Here is a 20,238-nt window from a genome sequence, read left to right on the forward strand (position 1 = left end):
CTTGGCGGCTGGCGGTCAGGTTACTGTGAGGCGCTCGCCGCGGACGCAGCCGTCGCCACGCTCGCGGCCGCTGGCGCAACGCTTGCCGGCGCGTTCGCGCGGTCGTATTCGCGTTTTTCGGAAATGGCGTTGTAGAGCAGCGTTGCAATCACGAGCAGCACGACGACCACGATGAAAATGCCGATGCGAACGGTGGGATTCTTGTTGCTGCGCGGATCGTTCATGGTGCGGGATGGGCCTGGGCTATCGACGTAACGAAGCCGGCATTCTACGCGTATGCAGCTTGCTAACAGCTTGCGGCGAGATGCAGGCCGCGCGGGGGTCGCCGGCTTCACGCGCTCAAGCCGTCACAGCCGTTTCCGGCGCGGCCCCGACCGGGTGCTCAACGCCCCCCGTGATCCCCCGCCGGCGCCCGCACCGGCAGCGCCGTCGAGTACTTGATCTGCTCCATCGCGAAGCTCGAGCTCACGTCGAACAGCGGTACCGAACGAATCAGCTGCTTGTAGACGCGGTCGTAGTCGTCGATATCCGTAACCACGACGCGCAACAGGTAGTCCGTCTCCCCGCTCATCCGGTACACCTCGACCACCTCCGGAATGTCCTGCACGGCCTGCGTGAAGCGCTGCGCCCATTCCTCGGTGTGCTGGTTGGTGCGCACGGCCACGAACACCGTCGTGCCGACCCCGAGCTTGCGCGGATCGCACAGCGCCACCTGCGCCCGGATCACGCCCGCTTCCTTGAGCCGCTGCACGCGCTTCCAGCATGGCGTCTGAGACAGGTTGACCCGCTGCGCCAGCTCCGCGACCGGCATCGTCGCGTCTTCCTGAAGCAGTTCAAGCAGCTTCCGATCGATCAGGTCCATTCCCACTTTCCCGACTCCCTAGAAATTTTTTCTACTTTTCAGCTTATGCGGGAAATTATATGAAAACTCTTTCTACGTGCAAACCGGTATAAATATGGGCACGAACAACACGAATTTTCGACGGAGGTCCCATGAACCACGATGCCGAATTCAGCGCAGCCGTCCGTCGCACGCCCGGTGCGGACAGCCATGCCGCCATGCCGGGCGCGCCTGTCGTGTTCGCGGCGTCTTGCCCGGCTGGCGAGTCTGTTGAAGGCGCGCTCTCCGCGCCGGCAAACTCCGCGCTCGCGCGCCTCTGCGAGGCGCTCGACGCCGCGTTCCTCTCGGCCGCGCACGCCGGCGAGCCGTCGCATAGCGCCGAGTTCGCGCGCCGGGTGCGCGCGGCGCTCGCGCAAGCCGTCGCCGACGAAACGCTGCTCGCTCCGGCGCAACGCGAAGGCTCGCCCGACTGCTACCGCCGGCACCTGCTGGCCGCCGATCCACGCGGCCGCTATGCGATCGCCGCGCTCGTCTGGCAGCCGGGACAAGCGAGCCCCGTGCACGCCCATCACACCTGGTGCGGCTACGCCGTGATCGACGGCGCGCTGACGGAAACGGTCTACGACTGGAACGAAGCGGCCGGCTGCGCCACCGAATCGCGCACGCATCCGCGCGAGGCCGGCGCGGCGTCGTACACGCGCGCCGGGACGACGGGGATCCACAGGCTTTGCAACACCAGCACCGCGCCTGCCGTATCGCTCCATCTGTACGGCGTGGCGGGCCCGCAGATCACAACGCACGTCAACGACCTCGTGCGCGTCGAAGCCGGCGCGATGCTCTGACCGGGGCCGGAATGCCTCACACCTTGCCGGACGTCTCCGTCGTCGGAATCTGAGGCATGACCGGCGCAGTCTGCCCGGTCGCCGGCGGCGCGGGGCGCGGTTCATGTGCCGCGTCGCGCGCCGCCCGCGCCCCCTTGTCCTTCTTCTCACGCGCCGCCGCATACTCGCCCGGCGCCTCCCGCTCGGCCTTGTAGACCTGCATCTGCGGTACGGGAATATCGATTCCGGCCTGATCCAGCTTGCGCTTCACGCGCAGGTTGAACGCCCGCGCGACGCTCCATTGCTGCAGCGGCCGCGTCTTGATCTGCCCTTTCACGATCATCCAGTTCTGCTCGAAGCGGTCGAGCCCCCACACTTCGACGGGCCCCAGCATCTCACGCCGATAGCGGAAGTCCGCCATCAGCTCCGAGCCGGCTTCGCGAATCAGGCGCGTCACGTGCTCGACATCGGCCGAAAACGGCACGCGCACCTCGAACACCGCATAGGCAAAGTCGCGCGACAGGTTCTTCACGATCTTGATCTGCGAAAACGGAATCGCGTGGATCGCGCCCTGCCCGTCGCGCAGGCGCACGGTGCGGATCGTCAGGTGCTCGACCGTGCCCGCATGGCCGCCGTCGATATCGATCCAGTCGCCGACCGAGATCGTGTCCTCGATGATGATGAAAAGCCCGGTGATCAGGTCGGACACGAGCGACTGCGCGCCGAAGCCCACCGCGAGCCCGATCACGCCCGCGCCCGCGAGAAGCGGCGTCACGTTGATGCCGAGGTTGGCGGCGGTGACGATCGCCGCGACCGTCAAGATCGTCACGAGCACCGCGTTGCGCACGAGCGGCAGCATCGTGCGCGTGCGCGTGCCCGGCGCGCGCGACTTGCTGCGCGGGCCGCTCGGATTGAGCGCCTCGAGAATCGCCGTGTCGATCGCGATCCAGACGAGCCAGGCGATGAAGACAGTCATCAGGATTGCTGTCACCGCATGCGCGATGCCACGCGCCGTCACGCTCTCCTCCACCATCTCGGCAAGCGAAAATCCCCACAGCCGCGAGGCGAACTCGAGGAACGCGAGCCAGATGAAAAGCGTGATCAACGTGCCGACGAAGCGCAGCAGACGCGTCACATAGGCCGAACGCCGCCGGCGGGCAGGCGCTTCGGCTGCGCGCGTCATGCGCATCACGACCGCGCAGAGGAAAAACGCGAGCACGAGCATGAGCGCCGTGACAACCGAGATCTGCAGCACGTTCTCGGAGCTGTCGAGGCCGGCGAGCGTCGCGACCACCGACGCCCCCACGAGCAGCAGCATCGGCAGTTGCCAGAGCGACGCGAGCACGTCGAACGCCTCGGTGGCCGCCTTGCGGCGCACGCGCTTCTCGTAGCCGCGGTTGCGGATCAGATGCGCGACCGGGCGGCGGAACGCGAGCGCGAAATAGCCGGTCAGCACGGCGGCCGCCATATTCGCGGCCGTCGAGATCAGCGACGCGAGGTTGTTGCCGAGCTGGCTCGCAACCTGGTAGTTCACGGCGGCATCGCCGAGCGCGCCGCAAATGCCCATCGCGAACAAGAGACGCCGCGCATGCTGGAGCAGCACGCGCACGGCGACACGCCGGTGCCCGGAGCCGAACAGCGAGAACATGATCAGGCAGATCGCCGAGAACACCGCGCCGGCGACGATCGCATAGGCGATCACCATCGCGAGCGTGCGGCCGAGCGAATCGGCAAGCGAATGCGAGAGCGACAGCACGACGACGAACGCGATCACCCACGGGCTCACGCGGCGCAGCGCGAAGATCATGAGCTCGCTCGTCGACGGATTCGGCTGCAGCCCCGCATCGATCCGGTAGCGCGCATGCAGCCTTCGCTGCAAATAGACGAGCGCGCTCGCGCACGCGCCCCAGGCAACCAGCATCGCGCACAGGTCCAGGAGCACATGGCCCGGCGAATTCGCGCCCTGCCCGGTCGCGATCGCGTACAGGTCGAGGCCCGCCGCGCTCAGGCGGCTCGCCCAGTAGCGCAGTGGCGTATCGCCATGGCGCACCTGCGCTTCGATCGAGGTGATGCCCGAGGCGATCGCCCCGAGGAGCCCGGGGGTCTGCTGCGCGGCCTGGGCGCCCGAAGCGGCGGCGGGCGAGAGATTGCGCGTGGCGTCGCGCAGCTTCTTGAGTTGCGCGACGAGCGCGGTGCGCTGGCGGTCGTTGTCGAGCGTGACGATGACGTTGTCGAGCGAGCGCGCGATCTCGGCCTGGCTCGCAGGCGACGGGGCCGACGCCGCCTCGGCCGCGGACGCCCCAGCGGCCGAGGAAGCAGAAGACGGCGCCGATGCGGGATTCGCGACGGCGTTGATGAAGCTCTGCAGCGACGGCGGACCCGCGGCCACCGTGATGGCTTGGGCGAGCGGCGCAGCCAGCGCGGCGGCGAGGACGGCAACAAGCCATGCGCATCGCGCGGCATGGTGCGTCGCGCGAGCGAAGACACCACCGCGAGTGGAGGAAACCAGCGCCGGAAGCGCTGAAAAGAATCGGCGGAAAAACGAGGGCAGGACCCACGCGATGAAGAGGGTTGCGGTACGAACCACCGGCAGCGCGGCGCGATACGCCCCGCCGCCGGCGATACGCCGTTCACGGCTAGCTTTCATGGCATCCGGTCGCGTTATGGGACAGCGCAGTGTAGCCGCGCTGCCGCGCCGAAGCCGTAACCGAATGTTAGCCGGATGCCCCGCGCGCCTCGCCTAGCCTTGCGGGACGAGGCGCTCGGCTTGCGCCCTATTAATACGCGACGGTCGCGATCTGGCGCACGAAACGGCCCTGCTCGAGCTCGTCGACGAACGCGACCGCGTAATCATCGACAGAAATCGTGCTGTTGCCGCTCGCGTCGGCGATCAGCGAGTTCGCACCCGTGCGGAACTGGCCCTTCTTCTCGCCCGGCGCGATCACCGCGGCCGGCGCGAAGAACGTCCAGTCGAGATCGTTCACGGTGCGATAGAAGTTGAATGCGTCGCGGTGCGCGAGCGCGACCGGCTTGTAGATTTCCGGAAAGCCTTCCGCATCGACGAGCTGCTTGCCCGGCGCCACTTCGAGCGAACCCGCGCCGCCCACCACGACGAGGCGCTTGAGGCCCGCCGCACGCACGCCGGCGACCAGCGCCTTCGACGCTTCGACGACCTTCTGCGGATCGCCTTGCGCCGGACCGTAGGCGCTCGCCACCACGTCTTGCCCTTCCAGTGCGGCGGCAATGCTCGCCGCGTCGAACAAATCGGCCTTGGCCGATGTCACGTTGGCGACGCCTTGCGCGCCGCGCGACGGGTCGCGCGACAGCGCGGTGACTTGGTGTCCGCGAGCAGCCGCCTCAGCGGCGACACGCGAGCCGATCATGCCGGTGGCCCCAAACAGGGCGATTTTCAAGGACTTTTGCATTGTTTCTCTCCTGACTCTCAAATTAACGTAACTGTACTAGTTACATATTTTGCGAAAAAAACAGAGGCTCATGCCTCTTCCCAAACCTGCGACACAACGCGCGCCCAATACCGCGACACACGCCGCGTCCATCATGACTGCCATTCCGTGCGGCTTCCTCTCTCACCCCGTCTCGCCGCGCCGCCGCTTGCGCTCCTGCGCACGCTCGGCGCGCACGACATCAGCTGTGACGTCCGCCAGCGTGCGCGCCGCCAGCGACGCTTCCATTGCCTGCTGCGCGTCGCCGACGATACCGACCAGCACGCCCTGAATCTGCCTGCCGACCATGCAGTCCGGATTCGGCTGCTCCCGATGAAGCGCGAACAGCTGCGCTTCGTCGACGGCGCGATAGACATCGAAGAGCGTGATGTCTTCCGGCTCGCGCGCGAGCAGCGCGCCGCCGCCCGCGCCCAATTGCGAGGTGGTCAAGCCGGCCTCGGCGAGCATCGACAACAAGCGGCGTATCAACGCGGGATTCGTATTGACGCTGCCCGCGATGATCTCGGACGACAGCGGCACGCCTTCTTGCAGCGACAGCAGCGCGAGAACGTGGACTGCAAATGCAAACCGGCTGCTCGTATTCACCGCAAATCCGCCCGACGACAATGTGTAACCATGGTAATTACATTTATCCGGTCTGGCAAGCGGCGCGTCAATTATTGCCCGGCTTGGCGCCGTTGCGTGTCGTCGCGGGGCCCGCCGCCGCACCGCTCGTTTCCGCGTTCTGGCTCGCCCAGCTTTGCAGCTTGTGACCCGCCGCCTCGAGGCTGTAGCCCGTGGCCGACGCCGCCTGGCCGAGCATTGCGTTGGCCGCGCTCGCCGCACCCTGGAGGTGCGCTTGCGCCGCCGCGGACACGCCGCTCGCGTCGAGCCGGATCGACGGCGCCGACGCGGCCGCATCCACATGCTGCTGCGCGGTCTGCCGCGCCGCATCGACCTGCTGGTTGACGAAGCTCGCCGCCTGGTCGACGGTCTTGGCGGCCTTCTGGGCCGCTTGCACGGCCGCGTCGCCAAGCTCCGAAGCCTGCTTTTGTGCCTGTTGCGCCGCTTGCTGGGCTTGGTCCTGGTCGTGCTTCTCGCACGCGGCAAGCGCGCTGAGCGCAACAGCCGCCAGTGCGGCGCGGTTGAAACGGTTGAAACGATTCATATTGTCACTCCCCCCGTATCGAGGGCATTGATTGTCCGGATGGAGCGCATGATACGCCGCGGCCACGACGCGGCGTCGCGCATCTGTCAAAGACCCTGCAGTAGACTGTCCACCGGTCCGATGTGTTCCGCTTTTCAAACGGAGGAAGCCATGGCAGCAAAGAAGATTCTATTTCTGACGGGCGATTTTGCCGAAGACTACGAAACGATGGTGCCGTTCCAGGCGCTGCAGGCGGTCGGCCACACGGTGGATGCGGTGTGTCCCGGCAAAAAGGCCGGCGACAAGATCAAGACCGCGATCCACGACTTCGAGGGCGACCAGACCTACACCGAGAAACCCGGCCACCAGTTCACGCTGAACGCCGCCTTCGACGACGTCGATGCGCGCCAATACGACGCGCTCGCGATCGCCGGCGGCCGTGCGCCGGAATACCTGAGGCTGAACCCGAAGGTCATCGAGATCGTGCGCCACTTCGCCGAAGAGAAGAAGCCGGTCGCGGCGATCTGTCATGCGGCCCAGCTGCTCGCCGCCGCCGAGGTGATTCGCGGCAAGCGCATTTCGGCCTATCCCGCGTGCGCGCCCGAAGTGCGTCTTGCGGGCGGCGAATATGCCGACATTCCCGTGGACGCCGCCATCACCGACGCGCCGTTCGTCACCGCGCCCGCGTGGCCGGCCCATCCCGAATGGCTGCGCCAGTTCCTCGCGCTGCTCGGCACGCGCATCGAGCTTTGATGTAAGCCGCCGGGGCCTGTTTTCACGCGCGACGGAACAGGCCCTAACCGCTCAACGCCTTCGTGCGCCCCGCGAGCGACGCGACCACCACGACCAATTCGAGCGGGTCCACCGGCTTCGCGATATGCGTCTGGAACCCCGCGAGCAGCGCGCGCCGCCGGTCTTCGCTGCGCGCGAACGCGGTCAGCGCGGCAGCGGGCGCCGTGCGGCTCGGGCCGCCCCGCTCGCTCAACGCGAGCTCCAGCGCACGCAGCTTGCGGATGAATTCGTAGCCGTCCTCGCCCGGCATCCCGATGTCGCTGACGACCACGTCGGGCGGCGCGGCTTCGTAGGCGGCGAGCGCGTCGGCCGCGTTGCCGTGCGCCGTGGTCGTCGCGCCGCGCTCCTGCAGCAGGCGCTCGACGAGCTCGCGCGCATCGGGCTCGTCCTCGACGATCAGCACGTGCAGGCCGGCGAGCGCGGGCGGCGTCTCGAGCGGATGCGCCCGCTCGCCCGCGACGCGCACGGGCTCGATGCTCGCCGCCGGCAGCCGAATCGTGAAGGTCGCGCCGCGGCCTTCGCCGTCGCTCGCCGCCTCGATGCGGCCGTCGTGCATCTCGATCAGCTGCTTCGCGATCGACAAGCCGAGCCCCAGCCCGCCGTGCTGGCGCGTCGTGCCGGTATCTTCCTGGCGAAAGCGCTCGAACACATGCGCGAGGAACTCGGGCTTGATGCCCTGCCCGGTATCGCTGACCGTCAGCTCCACCTCGCCCTCGACGCGCCGCAACACCACCTCGACCTTGCCGCGCTTGCCCGTGAACTTGATCGCGTTGCTCATCAGGTTCCAGACGACCTGCTGCAGGCGCGCCGGATCGCCCTGGACCGGCCCCGCCGCATCGAGTACCGGCGTGATGCGGATCTCCTTGGCATCGGCCGCGGGCTGGACGGAGCGGATCACATACTCGACGATGTCCTGGAGGTCGAGCCGCTCGAGATCGAGCCGCAGCTTGCCGGCCATGATGCGCGACAAGTCGAGCAGGTCGTCGACCATCTGCGCCTGCGCGCGCGCATTGCGCTCGATCACTTCGAGGCCTTTCTTGACGCGCTCCGGCTCCGTGGCGTCGCGCATCAGGATCTGCGTCCAGCCGACGATCGCGTTGAGCGGCGTGCGCAGCTCGTGCGAGAGCGTCGCGACGAACTCGTCCTTCACGCGCGAGGCCCGCTCGGCTTCGGCCCGCGCCGCGCGCTCGGAGGCGAGCAGCCGCTCGCGCTCCTCGGCGAGCGTGCGAAAGTGCGCCTCACGCTCGGAAAGGCGCTGCGCCTCGGCGAGCTCGCGCTGCACGCGCGTCTCGCGCAGCACGCGCTCGATCGCCTCGGGCAGGTAGTCGAGATAGCCGTCGCTCTTCGGCACGATGTCGGCGACGCCCGAGCGCAGCGCTTCGATCACGCGCGCCTCGTCGGCGAAACCGGTGCACAGGATCGCCGGCAGCACGATGCCGGCCGCGCGCAGCGCGCGCAGGAAGTCGAGGCCGGTCTCGGCGGTGCCGAGCGTGTAGTCGACCACGATCACTTCCGGCAGCTCCAGCAGCAGCGCCGTGCGCGCGCTGTTCGCGCCCGGCGCCGTCGACACGCGGTAGCCCACGCGCGTGAGCGCGCGCGTCGCGAGCCGCAGCAGGCCCTCGTCGTCGTCGACGAAGAGAACGTGCGCGGTCATCGCCCGCCCGCGGGCAGCTTGACCACTTGCAGGAAGAAGCCGAGGCGGCGCACCGCCTCGATGAACGCCTCGCTCTCGACCGGCTTCGTCACGTATACGTTGCAGCCAAGCTCGTAGCAGCGCTCGATTTCGCGCGGATCGTCGGTGGTCGTCAGCATGATGACGGGCAGCGACGCCGTGCGCGGATCGGTCTTCAGGCGCCGCAGCACTTCGAGCCCGTCGATGCGCGGCATCTTCAGGTCGAGCAGGATCACGGGCGCGCTCAAGGCGTCGTGCTCGAAGCGCGCGTCGCTGCCGAAGAAGTAGTCGATGGCCTCCTGGCCGTCGGCGAGCCGGATGAAGCCGTTGGTCAACCCCGCGCGGCGCAGGTTGCGCTGGATCAGCGTGGCGTGGCCGTCGTCGTCTTCGATCAGGATGATGCTGACCGATTGGCCCGCGGTCTCGTGCTGTGTCATGTTGCCTCCCGTGTCGACCCGAGTTGGCGCTTCAGCGCTCTACTCGGGTCCCATGCCGCCCCGAGGGAGGCAACAGCCCCCCCGGGGGGAGCTTTGCATGGGACCGAAGTAACCGCTAAAGCGCTAACTCCGGTCGACAGCGAACAAGTGTGAGCGTGGGGGTAGTAATTCATATTCCTCATGCGGCGACCGGCGTGGCCGCCTCGGGTAGCGAAACGTAAAACGTGGTGCCGGCGCCTTCGGTCGACTCCGCCCAGACGCGCCCGCCATGCCGCTCGACCATGCGCCGCACGAGCGCAAGGCCGATCCCCTCGCCCGCGGCGACGTTGCCGTGCAGGCGCTGGAACGCGTTGAACAGGCGCGGCAAGGCGTTGGCCGGGATGCCGAGGCCATTGTCCTTCACGTAGAAAATGCGCAGCGAGTGCACGCCGGGCGGCGCCGGCATCGTGCCGATCTCGATGCGGCCCGGCCGCTCGGGGTTCAGGTAGTTGACCGCGTTGCCGATCAGGTTGGCGAACACCTGCTCGAGCGCGGTCGGGTCGCCCCAGACCGCCGGCAGGTCCTGCACGACAACGTCGGCGCCCGCGCTCTTGATCGACGCCTGCATCGCCTCGACGACGTGCTGCACGAGCACGCCGACATAGACCTCCTGGCGCCGGTACTCCACGCGCCCCACGCGCGAGAGCCGCAACAGCGAATCGATGATGTGCGCGGCGCGCAGCACCGCGCTTTGCAAAAAGCGCAGCGCCTCGCCGACGTCTTCGTCGATGAGCCGCTCGACGCGCGCGCGTTCCCGCGCGGAAAGCGCCGAAGCCCGGACGGCCTGGCGCAAGTCGTCGCAGGCGTGCGTGAGCTCCTTCGAAAAGCCTTGCAGGTTCACGAGCGGCGCGCGCAGGTCGTGCGACACGCTGTAGATGAACATCTCGTTTTCCTGCGTCTGCTGGTGGAGCGTCGCGTTGGTGCGCGCGAGCTCGTCGGCGCGCCGCGCGAGATCGTTCTGGAAGCGCGCCTGCAGGCGCTCCGATTCGAGCAGGCGCCGGCTCGTCTCGTGCAGCATCTCGTCGAGCCGCGTGATTTCGTCTTCGCCAGCGGAGACCGGGCCGAGCGGCTCGTTGTCGGCGAGCCGCCGCGCGTTGTCCGACAAGAGCGCGAGCCGGCCGCGCACGCCGCTCGCGAACACGAACACGGCGCAGGCGGTGACCGCGAGCGAGCCGACCACCGCCGCCACCGTCAGCATCTGCTGCTGCGCGCGAGCCGTCTCGGCGTCCGCCGAGCGCTGCGTGTCGACGCGCAATTCGGCGGTCTGGAACGCAGCGACCTGGCTGCGGAAACGATCGACGACGTCGGTCGTCGCCTGGTCGCGAAAGCGCGCGAGCACGTCGGCGCGGCGCCCGGTGGCGAGCAGGTCCTGCGCGCGGTCCGACCACTGGCGGTATTCCTGCACGGTCTGACGGATCTGCCCGGCGCGCTCGACCTGCAGCGGGTTATCGGCGACCAGCTCGACCAGATGGTCGATATTGCGGTCGAGGTCGAGCCAGAGCGAAAGCGGGGTCGAATAATCGCGGTCGCCTTCGATGATCGCTCCGCGCACGCGCACCGACTCCACCAGCACCGGCTCGAGGATCGCGCTCGTCTGGCGCAGCACGTCCTTGCTGTGCAAGGCCCACGCCTCGGCCTGCTCGGCCTCCCCCTGCGCCTTGACGAGCCCGGCCAGAAGCGCCAATTCGAATACGGTGGGGATCGCGATCAGCAACAGGCCTTTGGTCGTCAGTCTCATTCGCGCGTGAAATCGTTCTGAATGCCGCCCAGCGGTGCGCGGGCGACGGAACATTATGTCGGCGTTTCATGCGAATGACAAAGGATCGCGGCGAGATCTCATCTGATCGCAGTCAGATGAAAACAGAATGTAAGAAACAGCTAGTTCTTGAGCCGGTACCCCGTCTTGAAGATCCACGCGACGATCGCCGTGAAGAGGCCGAGGAACACGACCGTCATCGCAAGGCTCACGCCGACGTGCACGTCGGAGATGCCGTAAAAGCTCCAGCGGAAGCCGCTGATCAGATAGACGACCGGGTTGAAGAGCGCGACCGTCTGCCAGAACGGGGGCAGGACGTGGATCGAGTAGAAGCTGCCGCCGAGGAACGTGAGCGGCGTGATGATCAGGAGCGGAATGACCTGCAGCTTTTCGAAGCCGTCGGCCCAGACGCCGATGATGAAGCCGAACAGGCTGAAGGTGAGCGCCGTCAGCAGCAGGAAGAGCAGCATCCACAGCGGGTGGTCGATGTGCAGCGGCACGAACAGCGCGGCGGTCGCCATGATGATCAGGCCGAGCATGATCGACTTGGTAGCCGCCGCGCCGACAAAGGCGAGCACGAGCTCCAGGTACGACACCGGCGCCGAGAGCAGCTCGTAGATCGTGCCCGTGAACTTCGGGAAATAGATGCCGAACGACGCGTTCGACACGCTCTGCGTGAGCAGCGACAGCATCACGAGCCCGGGCACGATGAAGGCGCCGTAGCTGACGCCGTCGATGTGGTCGATGCGTGAGCCGATCGCCGCGCCGAACACGATGAAATAGAGCGAGGTCGAAATCACGGGCGAGATGATGCTCTGCATCAGCGTGCGCCACGTGCGCGCCATCTCGAAGTTGTAGATCGCGCGGATTGCGTAGAAATTCATGATGCCTCCCGACGGGCCGCCCCAAGGGGGGCTGACGCCCCCTCGGGGGGCGGCGAACTCAAGTGAGCGTGGGAGTCGTCGCGCCTCTCCCGCACGAGGTCGACGAAAATGTCTTCGAGCGAGCTCTGGCTCGTCTGCAGATCCTTGAAGCGGATCTGCGCCTCGTCGAGATCCTTCAGAAGCCCGAGGATGCCCGCGCGCTCGCCGTGGCGGTCGTCGTAGGTATAAGTCAGCTCGCAGCCGTCCTTCGACAAATCCAGCCGGTAACCGGCCAGCGCCTCGGGCACGCGCTCGAGCGCGCGCTCGAGCTGCAGCGTCAGCTGCTTCTTGCCGAGCTTCTTGAGCAATTCCGCCTTTTCCTCGACCAGGATGATCTCGCCCTTGCTGATCACGCCGATGCGGTCGGCCATCTCCTCGGCCTCTTCGATGTAGTGCGTCGTGAGAATGATCGTCACGCCGTCTTCCTTGAGCGTGCGCACGAGCTCCCACATGTCGCGCCGCAGCTCGACGTCGACGCCCGCGGTCGGCTCGTCGAGAAACAGGATCTCGGGTTCGTGCGCGAGCGCCTTCGCGATCAGCACGCGGCGCTTCATGCCGCCCGAAAGCATCATGATCGTGGCGTCCTTCTTTTCCCACAGCGAGAGCGCCCTCAGCACCTTCTCGATGTGCGCCGGATTGGCGGGCTTGCCGAACAGGCCGCGGCTGAACGACACCGTCGCCCAGACCGACTCGAACGCGTTCGTGGTGAGCTCCTGGGGCACGAGGCCGATCATCGAGCGGGCCGCGCGGTAATCCTTGACGATGTCGTGGCCGGCGACGACCACGCGCCCTTCGGTCGCGTTGACGATCCCGCAGACCGTGCCGATCAACGTGGTCTTGCCCGCCCCGTTCGGGCCGAGCAGCGCGAAGATTTCGCCGCGGCGGATCTCCAGGTTCACGCGTTTCAAGGCCTGGAAGCCCGACGCGTAGGTCTTGGAGAGATTGGAGATGGAGAGGATATTTTGCATGGACGCGAAGATAGCAGAAGCCGGAAAATGCTGCTGAAACCGCTGTCATCGCGACAGAAAAAGCGTCCGGGCAGAGAACGTCACGTCTGCCTGGCATCGCCTGAAGCGGCGGAATTCAGCGTCTCGGCGAGAAACATGCCGATGGCGTCCAGCGCTTGCGACGACGCCTTCAGCCTTCCGATACCGCCGGCGAATCCATGCGGCATCCCCATCCATACGTCGAGCCGGGCATCGACCCCGGCGGCGACGGCACGCTCGACATATCGGCGCGAATCGTCGAGCAATACTTCGTCGTCCCCAACGTGAATGCGAACAGGCGGCAACCCGGAAAGCAGTCCGTTGAGCGGCGAAGCCAGCGGATGTTGCGGGTCGGCGCTCCGCAAATAGGCACTCACCAGTTCCACCACCTGCGCTCGGGTGAAATACGGATCGGCATCCGCGCGCGTCTCGTACGTCTTGCCCGAGAGCGTCAAATCGGCAACCGGCGACAGCGCCGCCACGCCGACCAGCGCCGCCTTGGCGGAAACGGCGCCGCCCGCGACGCGCGAGGCGAGCCCCAACGCGAGATTGCCTCCGGCAGAGTCCCCCGTGACGGCGATGCGGCGCATCCCTCTTTCCACGAGCCCCCGGTAGCACGCCAGCACATCGTCGGCGGCCGCAGGGAAAGGATGCTCGGGAGCCAGCCGATAGTCCGGGATGAATGCGCTCACGCCCGCCCTCGCGGCGATATGCCCGACAAGGTGACGGAATGCCTTGGCCGTTCCCAGGACGAACCATCCGGCGTGCAGATGGAGAATCGCCGCGTCGGAACGGCGATGCGCCGGATCGACCCAAAGCCCGGGGATACCGCCAACCGTGTCGGGTTCGAAGGTCACGTCGCCGCGCGGCAACACGCTTTCCATCATGGCGTCGAACGGCTCGCGCGCCTCGATGCCCCTCAATGCGCCTTTCCGGGAACTCGCCATGGTTCGCATGGCAGCGACGATCGCCCCATCGTCCGGGTCAAGAGAATGAGTGACGACGAAATCGCTCAATGCAGCTTCAGTCTTCGACATTTCGGTTTCCTTTCCCTATCCGCAGCAGTGCCGCGGCAAGAAATTGCGCGAACACGGCAACGCGCTCAACTAGCCGGCAGGTCTGGCAGGCGGCCGTCTCTCGACGGACCCGCCTTCTTTCTCAGCTTGCGCTCAGGGCCGCCACAGGCGAGGCCGCTCGACCGGAGCGGGCGTCCAGGCTGAACGCGCCGGCGCCGAAGTAGGCGATCTGCAGCAGGCCGCCCGCCATCATCACGTTCTTCAGGAAATGGATCATCTGATTCTGATCCGCGAAGTTGTGGTGAAAGAACACGGCGGTGGCGATACAGAACACCGCCATCGCCAGCGACACGGTGCGAGCCCGGTAGCCGGACAGCAGCAGCAGACCGCCGCCCAGCTCGGTCAGCACGGCGACCGCGAACGCGAGCGGCGGCACGGGCAGGCCCACCGACGCGATATAGCCAACCGTCGCCGCGTACGCGCCGAGCTTGCCCAGCCCGCTCATGACAAACGGCGCACCGATCAAGATGCGGCCCAACAGCGGAAGAAATTTGAAACGGTCCATTACGATCTCCTGAAATGAAAATGCATTGGTGGAGTGCGATAAAGGGAATCAGCCGGCGTCCACCATCACCAGCTCGGAATCTTCAAGGGCGGTTATCTCGGCCGCCCGCACATTCGTGAGCGCCACGCCGTCCAGCGGACCAACGGGCTCGCCATTCACTTCGATGCGTCCGGAAGCCACGACGAGATAGGCACGGCGCGCCGGACTCAGCTCGTATCGAAGGCTTTCGCCTGCCTTCGCCATGGCGCCGAGCACGCGCGCATCGGCCCGAATGGGAAGCGCACCTTCGTCGCCGTCGAATCCGCTGGCCAGGATGACGAATCGTCCCGACCGGTCGCTTCGAGGAAACGGCTTGGTGCCCCATGCGGGTTCGCCACCGGCTTCACGAGGCAGCAACCAGATCTGATACAGCTTGAGCGGCACCTCGCCGCCGTTGAACTCAGTGTGGCGTATGCCTGTGCCGGCGCTCATGACCTGAACGTCGCCCGCGTGGATCGTTCCTTCGGATCCCAAAGTGTCCCGATGCCTGACCAGCCCCTGGCGCACATAGGTGACGATCTCCATGTCGCGGTGCCCGTGCATGGGGAACCCGCCGCCGACGGCGATCTCGTCGTCGTTCCAGACGATCAGGGGGCCCAGGGCGGCGTGCGCGGGATTGCCGCCGGCGCTGACCGCGAAATGGTATTTCGCGCGCAGCCAGCCGTGATCCGCCCTGTCCAATGATTCCCAACGCCTGTGTGTGAGCATGTCCGTCTCCGTTTCCTGCTTGAGAAGAATGCTATATTCGCAACGAACCAATGCATATATCCAGAATCGGAACGTATCGTTGCTTTAAATAGAACAATAAGTGGAGACGGAGCCTGTCCATGAACGGAATCACCGACCTCAACGATCTCCGGCTCTTCGCAGAGGTGGTCGAGCAGGGAAGCTACACGGCGGCCGCGCGCGGCCTCGGCATCCAGACGTCGAAACTCAGCCGGCGCATTCGCGCCCTGGAAGAAGAACTGGGCGTCCGCTTGCTCAATCGCACCAGCCGGAGCCTGTCGTTGACCGAAACCGGGCGGCAGTTCCACCAGCATTGCCTGGCGCTGGTGGCGGAAGCCAAGGCCGCCAAAGACATCGTGGACCGCACGCGCTCCAAACCGCAGGGCACCATCCGCATCAGCTGCCCCGTGGCCTTGCTGGAGTCCGGCGTCTCCGCGATCATCGCGCGCTACGTGGAGGACAACCCCGACGTCCAGGTCCTGCTGGACGCAACCAACCGCCGCGTGGACGTGGTCGAGGAAGGCCTGGACTTCGCCATCCGCGTCAGGCGTCCGCCGTTGGAAAACACCGACCTCGCCGTCCGCCAGTTGGGCTTGTCGATCCATATTCTGGTTGCCAGCCCCGCATTGGCGGCGCGCCATCCGGCACCGGCCTCGATCGAATCCATGAAGGAATGGCCGACCCTCTCCATGGCGAGCAGCAGTGAGCGGTTTGCATGGAACCTGGTCGACGCCGAAGGGCGCGCGACGCCATGGGCGCATCAGCCCCGCCTCGCGACCGACGACCTGGCGAGCCTGCGGGTCGCGGCGATCTCCGGCGCCGGCGTGGCGATGCTGCCCAGAGAGCTCGTCGAGGCCGATATCCGGGCCGGCCGGCTGCTGCACCTGCTGCCGGGCCTGGCTTCCACGCCGGGCCTCGTGCATGCGATCTTCCCCACGCGCCGCGGCATGGTGCCGGCCGTGCGCCACTTGCTCGATGCGCTCGTGACGGGATTCGAAGACCTGAACCGGCAGCGCTAGCGCGGCCACCGGCAAGGCGGCCGCGCACGCCGGTCAGCCGATGCGCACTCGCTTGCCGGTCCGATCCGACTGCTCGATGGCGTCGACAACCCGATGAATGGCCACCGCATAGTCGAAATCGGGGGCCGCGGCGGTTCCATGAAGCACATCGTCCGCCATCCACCGATAGATGCCGGCGACGTTCCGTGCCGCGACCGCGTCCTCGAGACCGAAGTAGTACGACTGCGGGATCTCGAGCTCGCGATAGCCCTCCTCCCCCTTCCGGCCGCCCTCGACGCGCAACGGCGAGATGTTGATCACGGGCACGTGGTCGTTCCTCGCCGTGATGCGCAGGTCGCCCTCCGTGCCGTTGATCTCCCACAAGAGCCGCGTGCCGCGCGGATAGCCGCCGCGCAGCTGCAGCGACAACGGCGCCCCGGACTGCAGGACGGCGTTGACCATCACGTGATCGTGCGTTTGCATCGGGATGGTGTCGTCCGTCCCGGCGATGCGCACGGTCTGCCGGCGCTGCGACAGCACCGCGCCCACCTCGTCGATAAGGCCAAGCACGCTTTGCACGGCTGCGATGGCGTGTCCGCCGATGATCGACAGCATGGTCGCGCCGTTGCGCGAGTCCATGGCGTAGGCGTCGCCGCGCGTGACTTCGTCGCCCCAGGTGAAGCCGTTGCCGAGATAGGTCGACGACAGCACGTCGCCCACGAATCCGTCGGCAACGAGCTTGCGCACGAACTCGACCTCGGGCGAAGCGATAGCCTGGGTTCCCACGACCGCCGGCGCCTTGCGCTCGCGGGCAAGCCGGGCAAGCTCGACCGCCTCCGCCAGGCCATTTCCCAACGGCCATTCGCAGTAGACACGCTTGCCCGCCTCCAACGCCGCCGCGACGACTTCACGATGGTGCGCAACCTTGACCGCCACGGCCACGACGTCGATATCCGGGGAGGCGACGAGCGCCGCCACGTTCTCGAACGCGCGGGGAATGTCGAAGGCGGCTGCGGCGGCCTGGGCGCTGGCGAGACTCGTGTTGGCGACGCCGGCGATCTCGAACACATCGTCAAGGGCGCGCAAGGCGGGAATGTGAGCTGTCGTGCCCCAGCCGCGCTCTGTGCTCAGGCCGACGATACCCACTCGAATGCGTCTTTTCATTGCTTCCTCGAAACCGTTAAGTCACTTGAGTCGCTCGCACGAGCGACGCCCCGCGGGCGCCGCATCGGCGAAGGCGCCCGCTTCACACGAGCCCGTACTTGTAGGACATATCGTCCTTGTCGCGCCGTCCGACGTGGAAATTCGCGAGCGGCGCCGAATCGGCAGGCACCGGATCGGAGCGCTGCGAATCGAGCACCACCATCCGGTCGGCAATGCGCCATTCGCCATTGCGGCGCTCCATCCGGTCGACGTAGCGGACGAACGCGATCCAGTCCATGGCCGGCGTATCGCCCGCCGGCTTCGTCCGGTGGATGGCCTGCGCGTAATGCTCCGCATAGGCCACGTCGCCATCGACCTTGACGTACTGATTGCCGGTGAAGTGCTGCGTGCACTCGAAGCTCGGCAACAACCCCGCGGCCCAATCGATAAAACCCTCCACGCCGCCCTCATAAGCGCCGTGCCGGTCGATCGCGTCCGGGTGGTAGCACGAGCGGATCAGATCCCAGTCCATCCGGTCGACGCCCCGGCAGTAGCGGATATGGACGCGGCGAATGTCCGCTTCGTCCAGAAGCTGTTGAAGTTTCGGTTCCAAGTCATGTCTCCTGGTTTGATTTGCCCGCGCTCGGATGCGGTCCGTATTGGCCCGTTTCCATCAGCTCCGAGGCGGCGATTGCCTTGGGTGTCCAACGAAGCGTCGCGCGCGTTTCGAGCAGCCACGCCTGATAGCCCTCTACGACGTTCTCCGAAGGCCCGTGGTGAATGACGCCCTTCGGCACGCAGGTCAGCGTCCCCGGTTCCGAGCACCCGCCCCAGACGCCGGGGCCCCGCACGTAGCAGACCACCTCGTCGAAATCGGCATTGATGTGCACCGGCGGCCGTCCCCCGGGACGCGCGCTCAGGTTGAACATCAGGACGTCGCCCGTGCTCGAGGACAGGAACTGGCTGGGCGGGCCGCCCTCGGGCAGATAGGCGTGAACCTGAATGCTGGCGAGGCTCAGCTTCCACACTGGAGCGGCCCCCGACAGCCGCACGCCGAGCGCAAGCGGATCGTGCGGCATCCTGAAGACCGTGTTCTCGTCGTCGAAGGTCTTCAGCACCAGCTTCGTCGGGCCGCCGGCCGCGATGCCGGGATCGATCTCGGCATGCTTCAGGTCGCGCGCGACGTTGAGCATTCCCGTCGGCGCGGGGGGCGAGAGCTTCAAGGCCGAAGGACTCTCGACGATGACGCTGCGCATGGCGCCGTTCGCCGGCGCGTATCGATACGCCACGGCCCGCGGGATGCAAACGAAGTCGCCTTCCTCGGCGGTGAGGCAGCCGACGTCTGTTTCGAACCTGACCGTGCCTGACTGGATGAAATGGATTTCGTCCGCTTCGACGTTACGGACCACGTACGGCATCGGCTTGCGCCGGCCGGATACGAGCAGCCTGACGCCGAGCCTGGATGTCGCCACCGTTGTCGGGAGCGCTTCGGCGTCGTCCTGGTCGTCGGGCGTCAATCGCTCGAGGACCGCTCGTCTCGGTGCATGCGGGCCTTGCACGGAAAGATAGTCCGGCGCGTAGGTCGGCCGGGTCACGACCGACATCGCCCCCTGGAACCCGTCCCGAGTCCACAGCTGCACGGGAGGCCCCGCGTCCTGCGGCTTATCACTCATTTGTCACCCTCCTTCGCTCTCGAACGCTGCCGCCATCCGGCTCTCGCCATCGCTTTTCTTCGGCGGCCGCACATCCAGTCTAGGCAACGGCGCCTGGAGCGGCGCCGCCGGATTGCGCATCACGAACGGGTCGGCTTGCCCACCAGGGCCCGGTACTCGTTCGCCGTTGCCGGCTTGCGTCCGAGCAGCGCCGCGATGTCTTTCGCCATGTTGAACATCTCGAGGTTGCTCTGGAGGCGCTCGTCGCTGTTCGGGTACTTCCACGGCGTGTCCTCGGTCCCGACGCGAATGTGCAGGCCCATCATCGTGGCGAGTGTCGTCATGTAGAGGCTCGCGCGGCCCGCCGCGCACACGCTGATCACGGAGGTCGGGTCGATCTTGCGGATCTGATCCACCATCAGGAACATATGTTGAGCCATGTCCTGGGCGTCACTGACCCAGGTGCCGGAAACCAGGGTACGCCCGACGTTGAACGGCAGCCCGTAGAGGATGATCCAGTTGTACGGCTTCTTGAGAATCCCGGTATCGATCAGCTTGCGCTTGGCAAGCTCGATTTCGCCGGAGCTGTGGACCGCCAGCTCGGGCTTGACGCCGACCTCTTCGAGCGTTGCGACGGCCGGCACCGCAAAGGCCTCCGGATGGCCCGGCGCGCACGGCGCCACCTCGCACATCCCCGCGCGCGCCGGGTCCATGCACATGTCGAACGTCGTGCCGTGCAGCACGTTCACATTCGGCACGAAGTCGCTGCCGAAGCGGGCGCGCAGCGGCTCGATAACCTGCTTGTAGGCTTCGACCGGCACGATGTCGCGATCCATGCGGCGCCCCTGTGCGTCGGTCATGAACGAGAAGTCGATGTGAACGCCGCAGGCGCCGGCTTCGATCACCCTGGTCGCTTCATCCACGTACGCCTGGAACGACGTCGTGTCTTCGAAGCGCCCGGAGACCGCGGCGTTGATTGCGATCTTCTCCGGCACGTTCCACTTGGGCTGCAACTCGGCCCCCGCAATGAACTGGTACTCCTCCATTTCGCGTTTGGCGGCTTCCCAGAGTGGCAGTTTTTCAATCATCTGAACCTCGACGTCGGTAGTGGTTAACGTTCCCATCGCCCCTGATCACATCGTCTGTGCTACGATTATTCCACAAGAGATCGATTTATATCGAATGATTAGCCTTGGAATCAACAAAGTCAAGGGCACTAGGGAATTCCCTAGCATTTACCGA

The 20,238-nt window shown here is 66.4% G+C and carries 21 protein-coding genes; 3 read left to right on the forward strand and 18 right to left on the reverse strand.

The genetic code is table 11. The features are described 5' to 3' along the window. Window positions 1-20: 20 nt before the first annotated feature. Window positions 21-224, reverse strand: coding sequence for a hypothetical protein (locus FAZ69_RS18875; RefSeq protein WP_136896610.1), 204 nt, complete (start codon window positions 222-224; stop codon window positions 21-23). A 158-nt stretch (window positions 225-382) separates the two neighbouring features. Then, window positions 383-862, reverse strand: a complete 480-nt coding sequence (locus FAZ69_RS18880) for an Lrp/AsnC family transcriptional regulator (protein ID WP_136896611.1) — start codon at window positions 860-862, stop codon at window positions 383-385. A gap of 131 nt (window positions 863-993) precedes the next feature. Here FAZ69_RS18880 and FAZ69_RS18885 point away from each other — a divergent pair, with 131 nt between their 5' ends. Next, complete coding sequence (locus FAZ69_RS18885) at window positions 994-1,683, forward strand: cysteine dioxygenase family protein (protein WP_136896612.1); 690 nt, start codon at window positions 994-996, stop codon at window positions 1,681-1,683. A 16-nt stretch (window positions 1,684-1,699) separates the two neighbouring features. On the opposite strand, the gene FAZ69_RS18890 is transcribed toward FAZ69_RS18885, so the two are convergent. From FAZ69_RS18890 to FAZ69_RS18905, 4 genes are all read right to left on the reverse strand, one after another. Continuing rightward, on the reverse strand, window positions 1,700-4,309 hold the full coding sequence (locus FAZ69_RS18890; protein WP_136896613.1) for a mechanosensitive ion channel family protein: 2,610 nt from the start codon (window positions 4,307-4,309) through the stop codon (window positions 1,700-1,702). Window positions 4,310-4,439: 130 nt separating this feature from the next. After that, complete coding sequence (locus tag FAZ69_RS18895; RefSeq protein ID WP_136896614.1) at window positions 4,440-5,087, reverse strand: NAD(P)-dependent oxidoreductase; 648 nt, start codon at window positions 5,085-5,087, stop codon at window positions 4,440-4,442. Between the two features lie 162 nt (window positions 5,088-5,249). Further along, a complete protein-coding gene (locus FAZ69_RS18900) occupies window positions 5,250-5,711 on the reverse strand; it encodes an Rrf2 family transcriptional regulator (RefSeq protein ID WP_136896615.1) in 462 nt (153 codons plus the stop codon). A gap of 67 nt (window positions 5,712-5,778) precedes the next feature. Next, window positions 5,779-6,273, reverse strand: coding sequence for a BCAL1086 family glycoprotein (locus FAZ69_RS18905; RefSeq protein ID WP_136896616.1), 495 nt, complete (start codon window positions 6,271-6,273; stop codon window positions 5,779-5,781). Window positions 6,274-6,423: 150 nt separating this feature from the next. Between FAZ69_RS18905 and FAZ69_RS18910 the strand changes: the two genes are divergently transcribed. Then, window positions 6,424-7,005 carry a DJ-1/PfpI family protein gene (locus FAZ69_RS18910; RefSeq protein ID WP_136896617.1) on the forward strand — a complete coding sequence of 194 codons (582 nt, stop codon included), beginning with the start codon at window positions 6,424-6,426 and terminating at the stop codon, window positions 7,003-7,005. A 43-nt stretch (window positions 7,006-7,048) separates the two neighbouring features. On the opposite strand, the gene FAZ69_RS18915 is transcribed toward FAZ69_RS18910, so the two are convergent. The 8 genes from FAZ69_RS18915 to FAZ69_RS18950 form a co-directional block, all read right to left on the reverse strand. Next, window positions 7,049-8,698, reverse strand: coding sequence for an ATP-binding response regulator (locus FAZ69_RS18915; protein WP_136896618.1), 1,650 nt, complete (start codon window positions 8,696-8,698; stop codon window positions 7,049-7,051). Continuing rightward, a complete protein-coding gene (locus tag FAZ69_RS18920) occupies window positions 8,695-9,153 on the reverse strand; it encodes a response regulator (RefSeq protein WP_136896619.1) in 459 nt (152 codons plus the stop codon). Before FAZ69_RS18920 ends, FAZ69_RS18915 begins: the two co-directional genes overlap by 4 nt. A 178-nt stretch (window positions 9,154-9,331) precedes the next feature. After that, window positions 9,332-10,930, reverse strand: coding sequence for a sensor histidine kinase (locus tag FAZ69_RS18925; RefSeq protein WP_136896620.1), 1,599 nt, complete (start codon window positions 10,928-10,930; stop codon window positions 9,332-9,334). A gap of 140 nt (window positions 10,931-11,070) precedes the next feature. Then, the gene (locus FAZ69_RS18930; RefSeq protein ID WP_136896621.1) at window positions 11,071-11,832 is read right to left on the reverse strand and encodes an ABC transporter permease; all 762 of its coding nucleotides are present in this window, start codon (window positions 11,830-11,832) and stop codon (window positions 11,071-11,073) included. Continuing rightward, a complete protein-coding gene (locus FAZ69_RS18935; protein WP_136896622.1) occupies window positions 11,829-12,839 on the reverse strand; it encodes an ABC transporter ATP-binding protein in 1,011 nt (336 codons plus the stop codon). Before FAZ69_RS18935 ends, FAZ69_RS18930 begins: the two co-directional genes overlap by 4 nt. 80 nt (window positions 12,840-12,919) lie before the next feature. Further along, on the reverse strand, window positions 12,920-13,894 hold the full coding sequence (locus FAZ69_RS18940) for an alpha/beta hydrolase (RefSeq protein WP_136896623.1): 975 nt from the start codon (window positions 13,892-13,894) through the stop codon (window positions 12,920-12,922). Window positions 13,895-14,015: 121 nt separating this feature from the next. Then, window positions 14,016-14,438: a DoxX family protein gene (locus FAZ69_RS18945; RefSeq protein WP_136896624.1), complete on the reverse strand. Its 423-nt coding sequence runs from the start codon at window positions 14,436-14,438 to the stop codon at window positions 14,016-14,018. A gap of 48 nt (window positions 14,439-14,486) precedes the next feature. After that, window positions 14,487-15,185 carry a pirin family protein gene (locus FAZ69_RS18950; RefSeq protein WP_136896625.1) on the reverse strand — a complete coding sequence of 233 codons (699 nt, stop codon included), beginning with the start codon at window positions 15,183-15,185 and terminating at the stop codon, window positions 14,487-14,489. Window positions 15,186-15,304: 119 nt separating this feature from the next. On the opposite strand from FAZ69_RS18950, the gene FAZ69_RS18955 reads away from it, so the two are divergent. Continuing rightward, window positions 15,305-16,222 carry a LysR substrate-binding domain-containing protein gene (locus tag FAZ69_RS18955; RefSeq protein ID WP_136896626.1) on the forward strand — a complete coding sequence of 306 codons (918 nt, stop codon included), beginning with the start codon at window positions 15,305-15,307 and terminating at the stop codon, window positions 16,220-16,222. Window positions 16,223-16,255: 33 nt separating this feature from the next. Here the strand turns inward: FAZ69_RS18955 and FAZ69_RS18960 are convergent, their stop codons facing one another. The 4 genes from FAZ69_RS18960 to FAZ69_RS18975 all read right to left on the reverse strand — a co-directional run bounded on the left by FAZ69_RS18960 (window position 16,256) and on the right by FAZ69_RS18975 (window position 20,084). Continuing rightward, window positions 16,256-17,365 (reverse strand): Gfo/Idh/MocA family protein, encoded by a 1,110-nt coding sequence (locus FAZ69_RS18960; RefSeq protein WP_136896627.1) that lies wholly within the window; start codon window positions 17,363-17,365, stop codon window positions 16,256-16,258. Between the two features lie 82 nt (window positions 17,366-17,447). Continuing rightward, window positions 17,448-17,957 carry a nuclear transport factor 2 family protein gene (locus tag FAZ69_RS18965; RefSeq protein WP_136896628.1) on the reverse strand — a complete coding sequence of 170 codons (510 nt, stop codon included), beginning with the start codon at window positions 17,955-17,957 and terminating at the stop codon, window positions 17,448-17,450. A gap of 1 nt (window position 17,958) precedes the next feature. After that, window positions 17,959-19,017, reverse strand: coding sequence for a homogentisate 1,2-dioxygenase (locus FAZ69_RS18970; protein ID WP_136896629.1), 1,059 nt, complete (start codon window positions 19,015-19,017; stop codon window positions 17,959-17,961). A 119-nt stretch (window positions 19,018-19,136) separates the two neighbouring features. Continuing rightward, window positions 19,137-20,084 (reverse strand): 3-keto-5-aminohexanoate cleavage protein, encoded by a 948-nt coding sequence (locus FAZ69_RS18975; protein WP_136896630.1) that lies wholly within the window; start codon window positions 20,082-20,084, stop codon window positions 19,137-19,139. Window positions 20,085-20,238 lie beyond the last annotated feature (154 nt).

Source organism: Trinickia terrae, assembly GCF_005144415.1.
GTDB classification, from domain to species: Bacteria; Pseudomonadota; Gammaproteobacteria; order Burkholderiales; family Burkholderiaceae; genus Trinickia_A; species Trinickia_A terrae.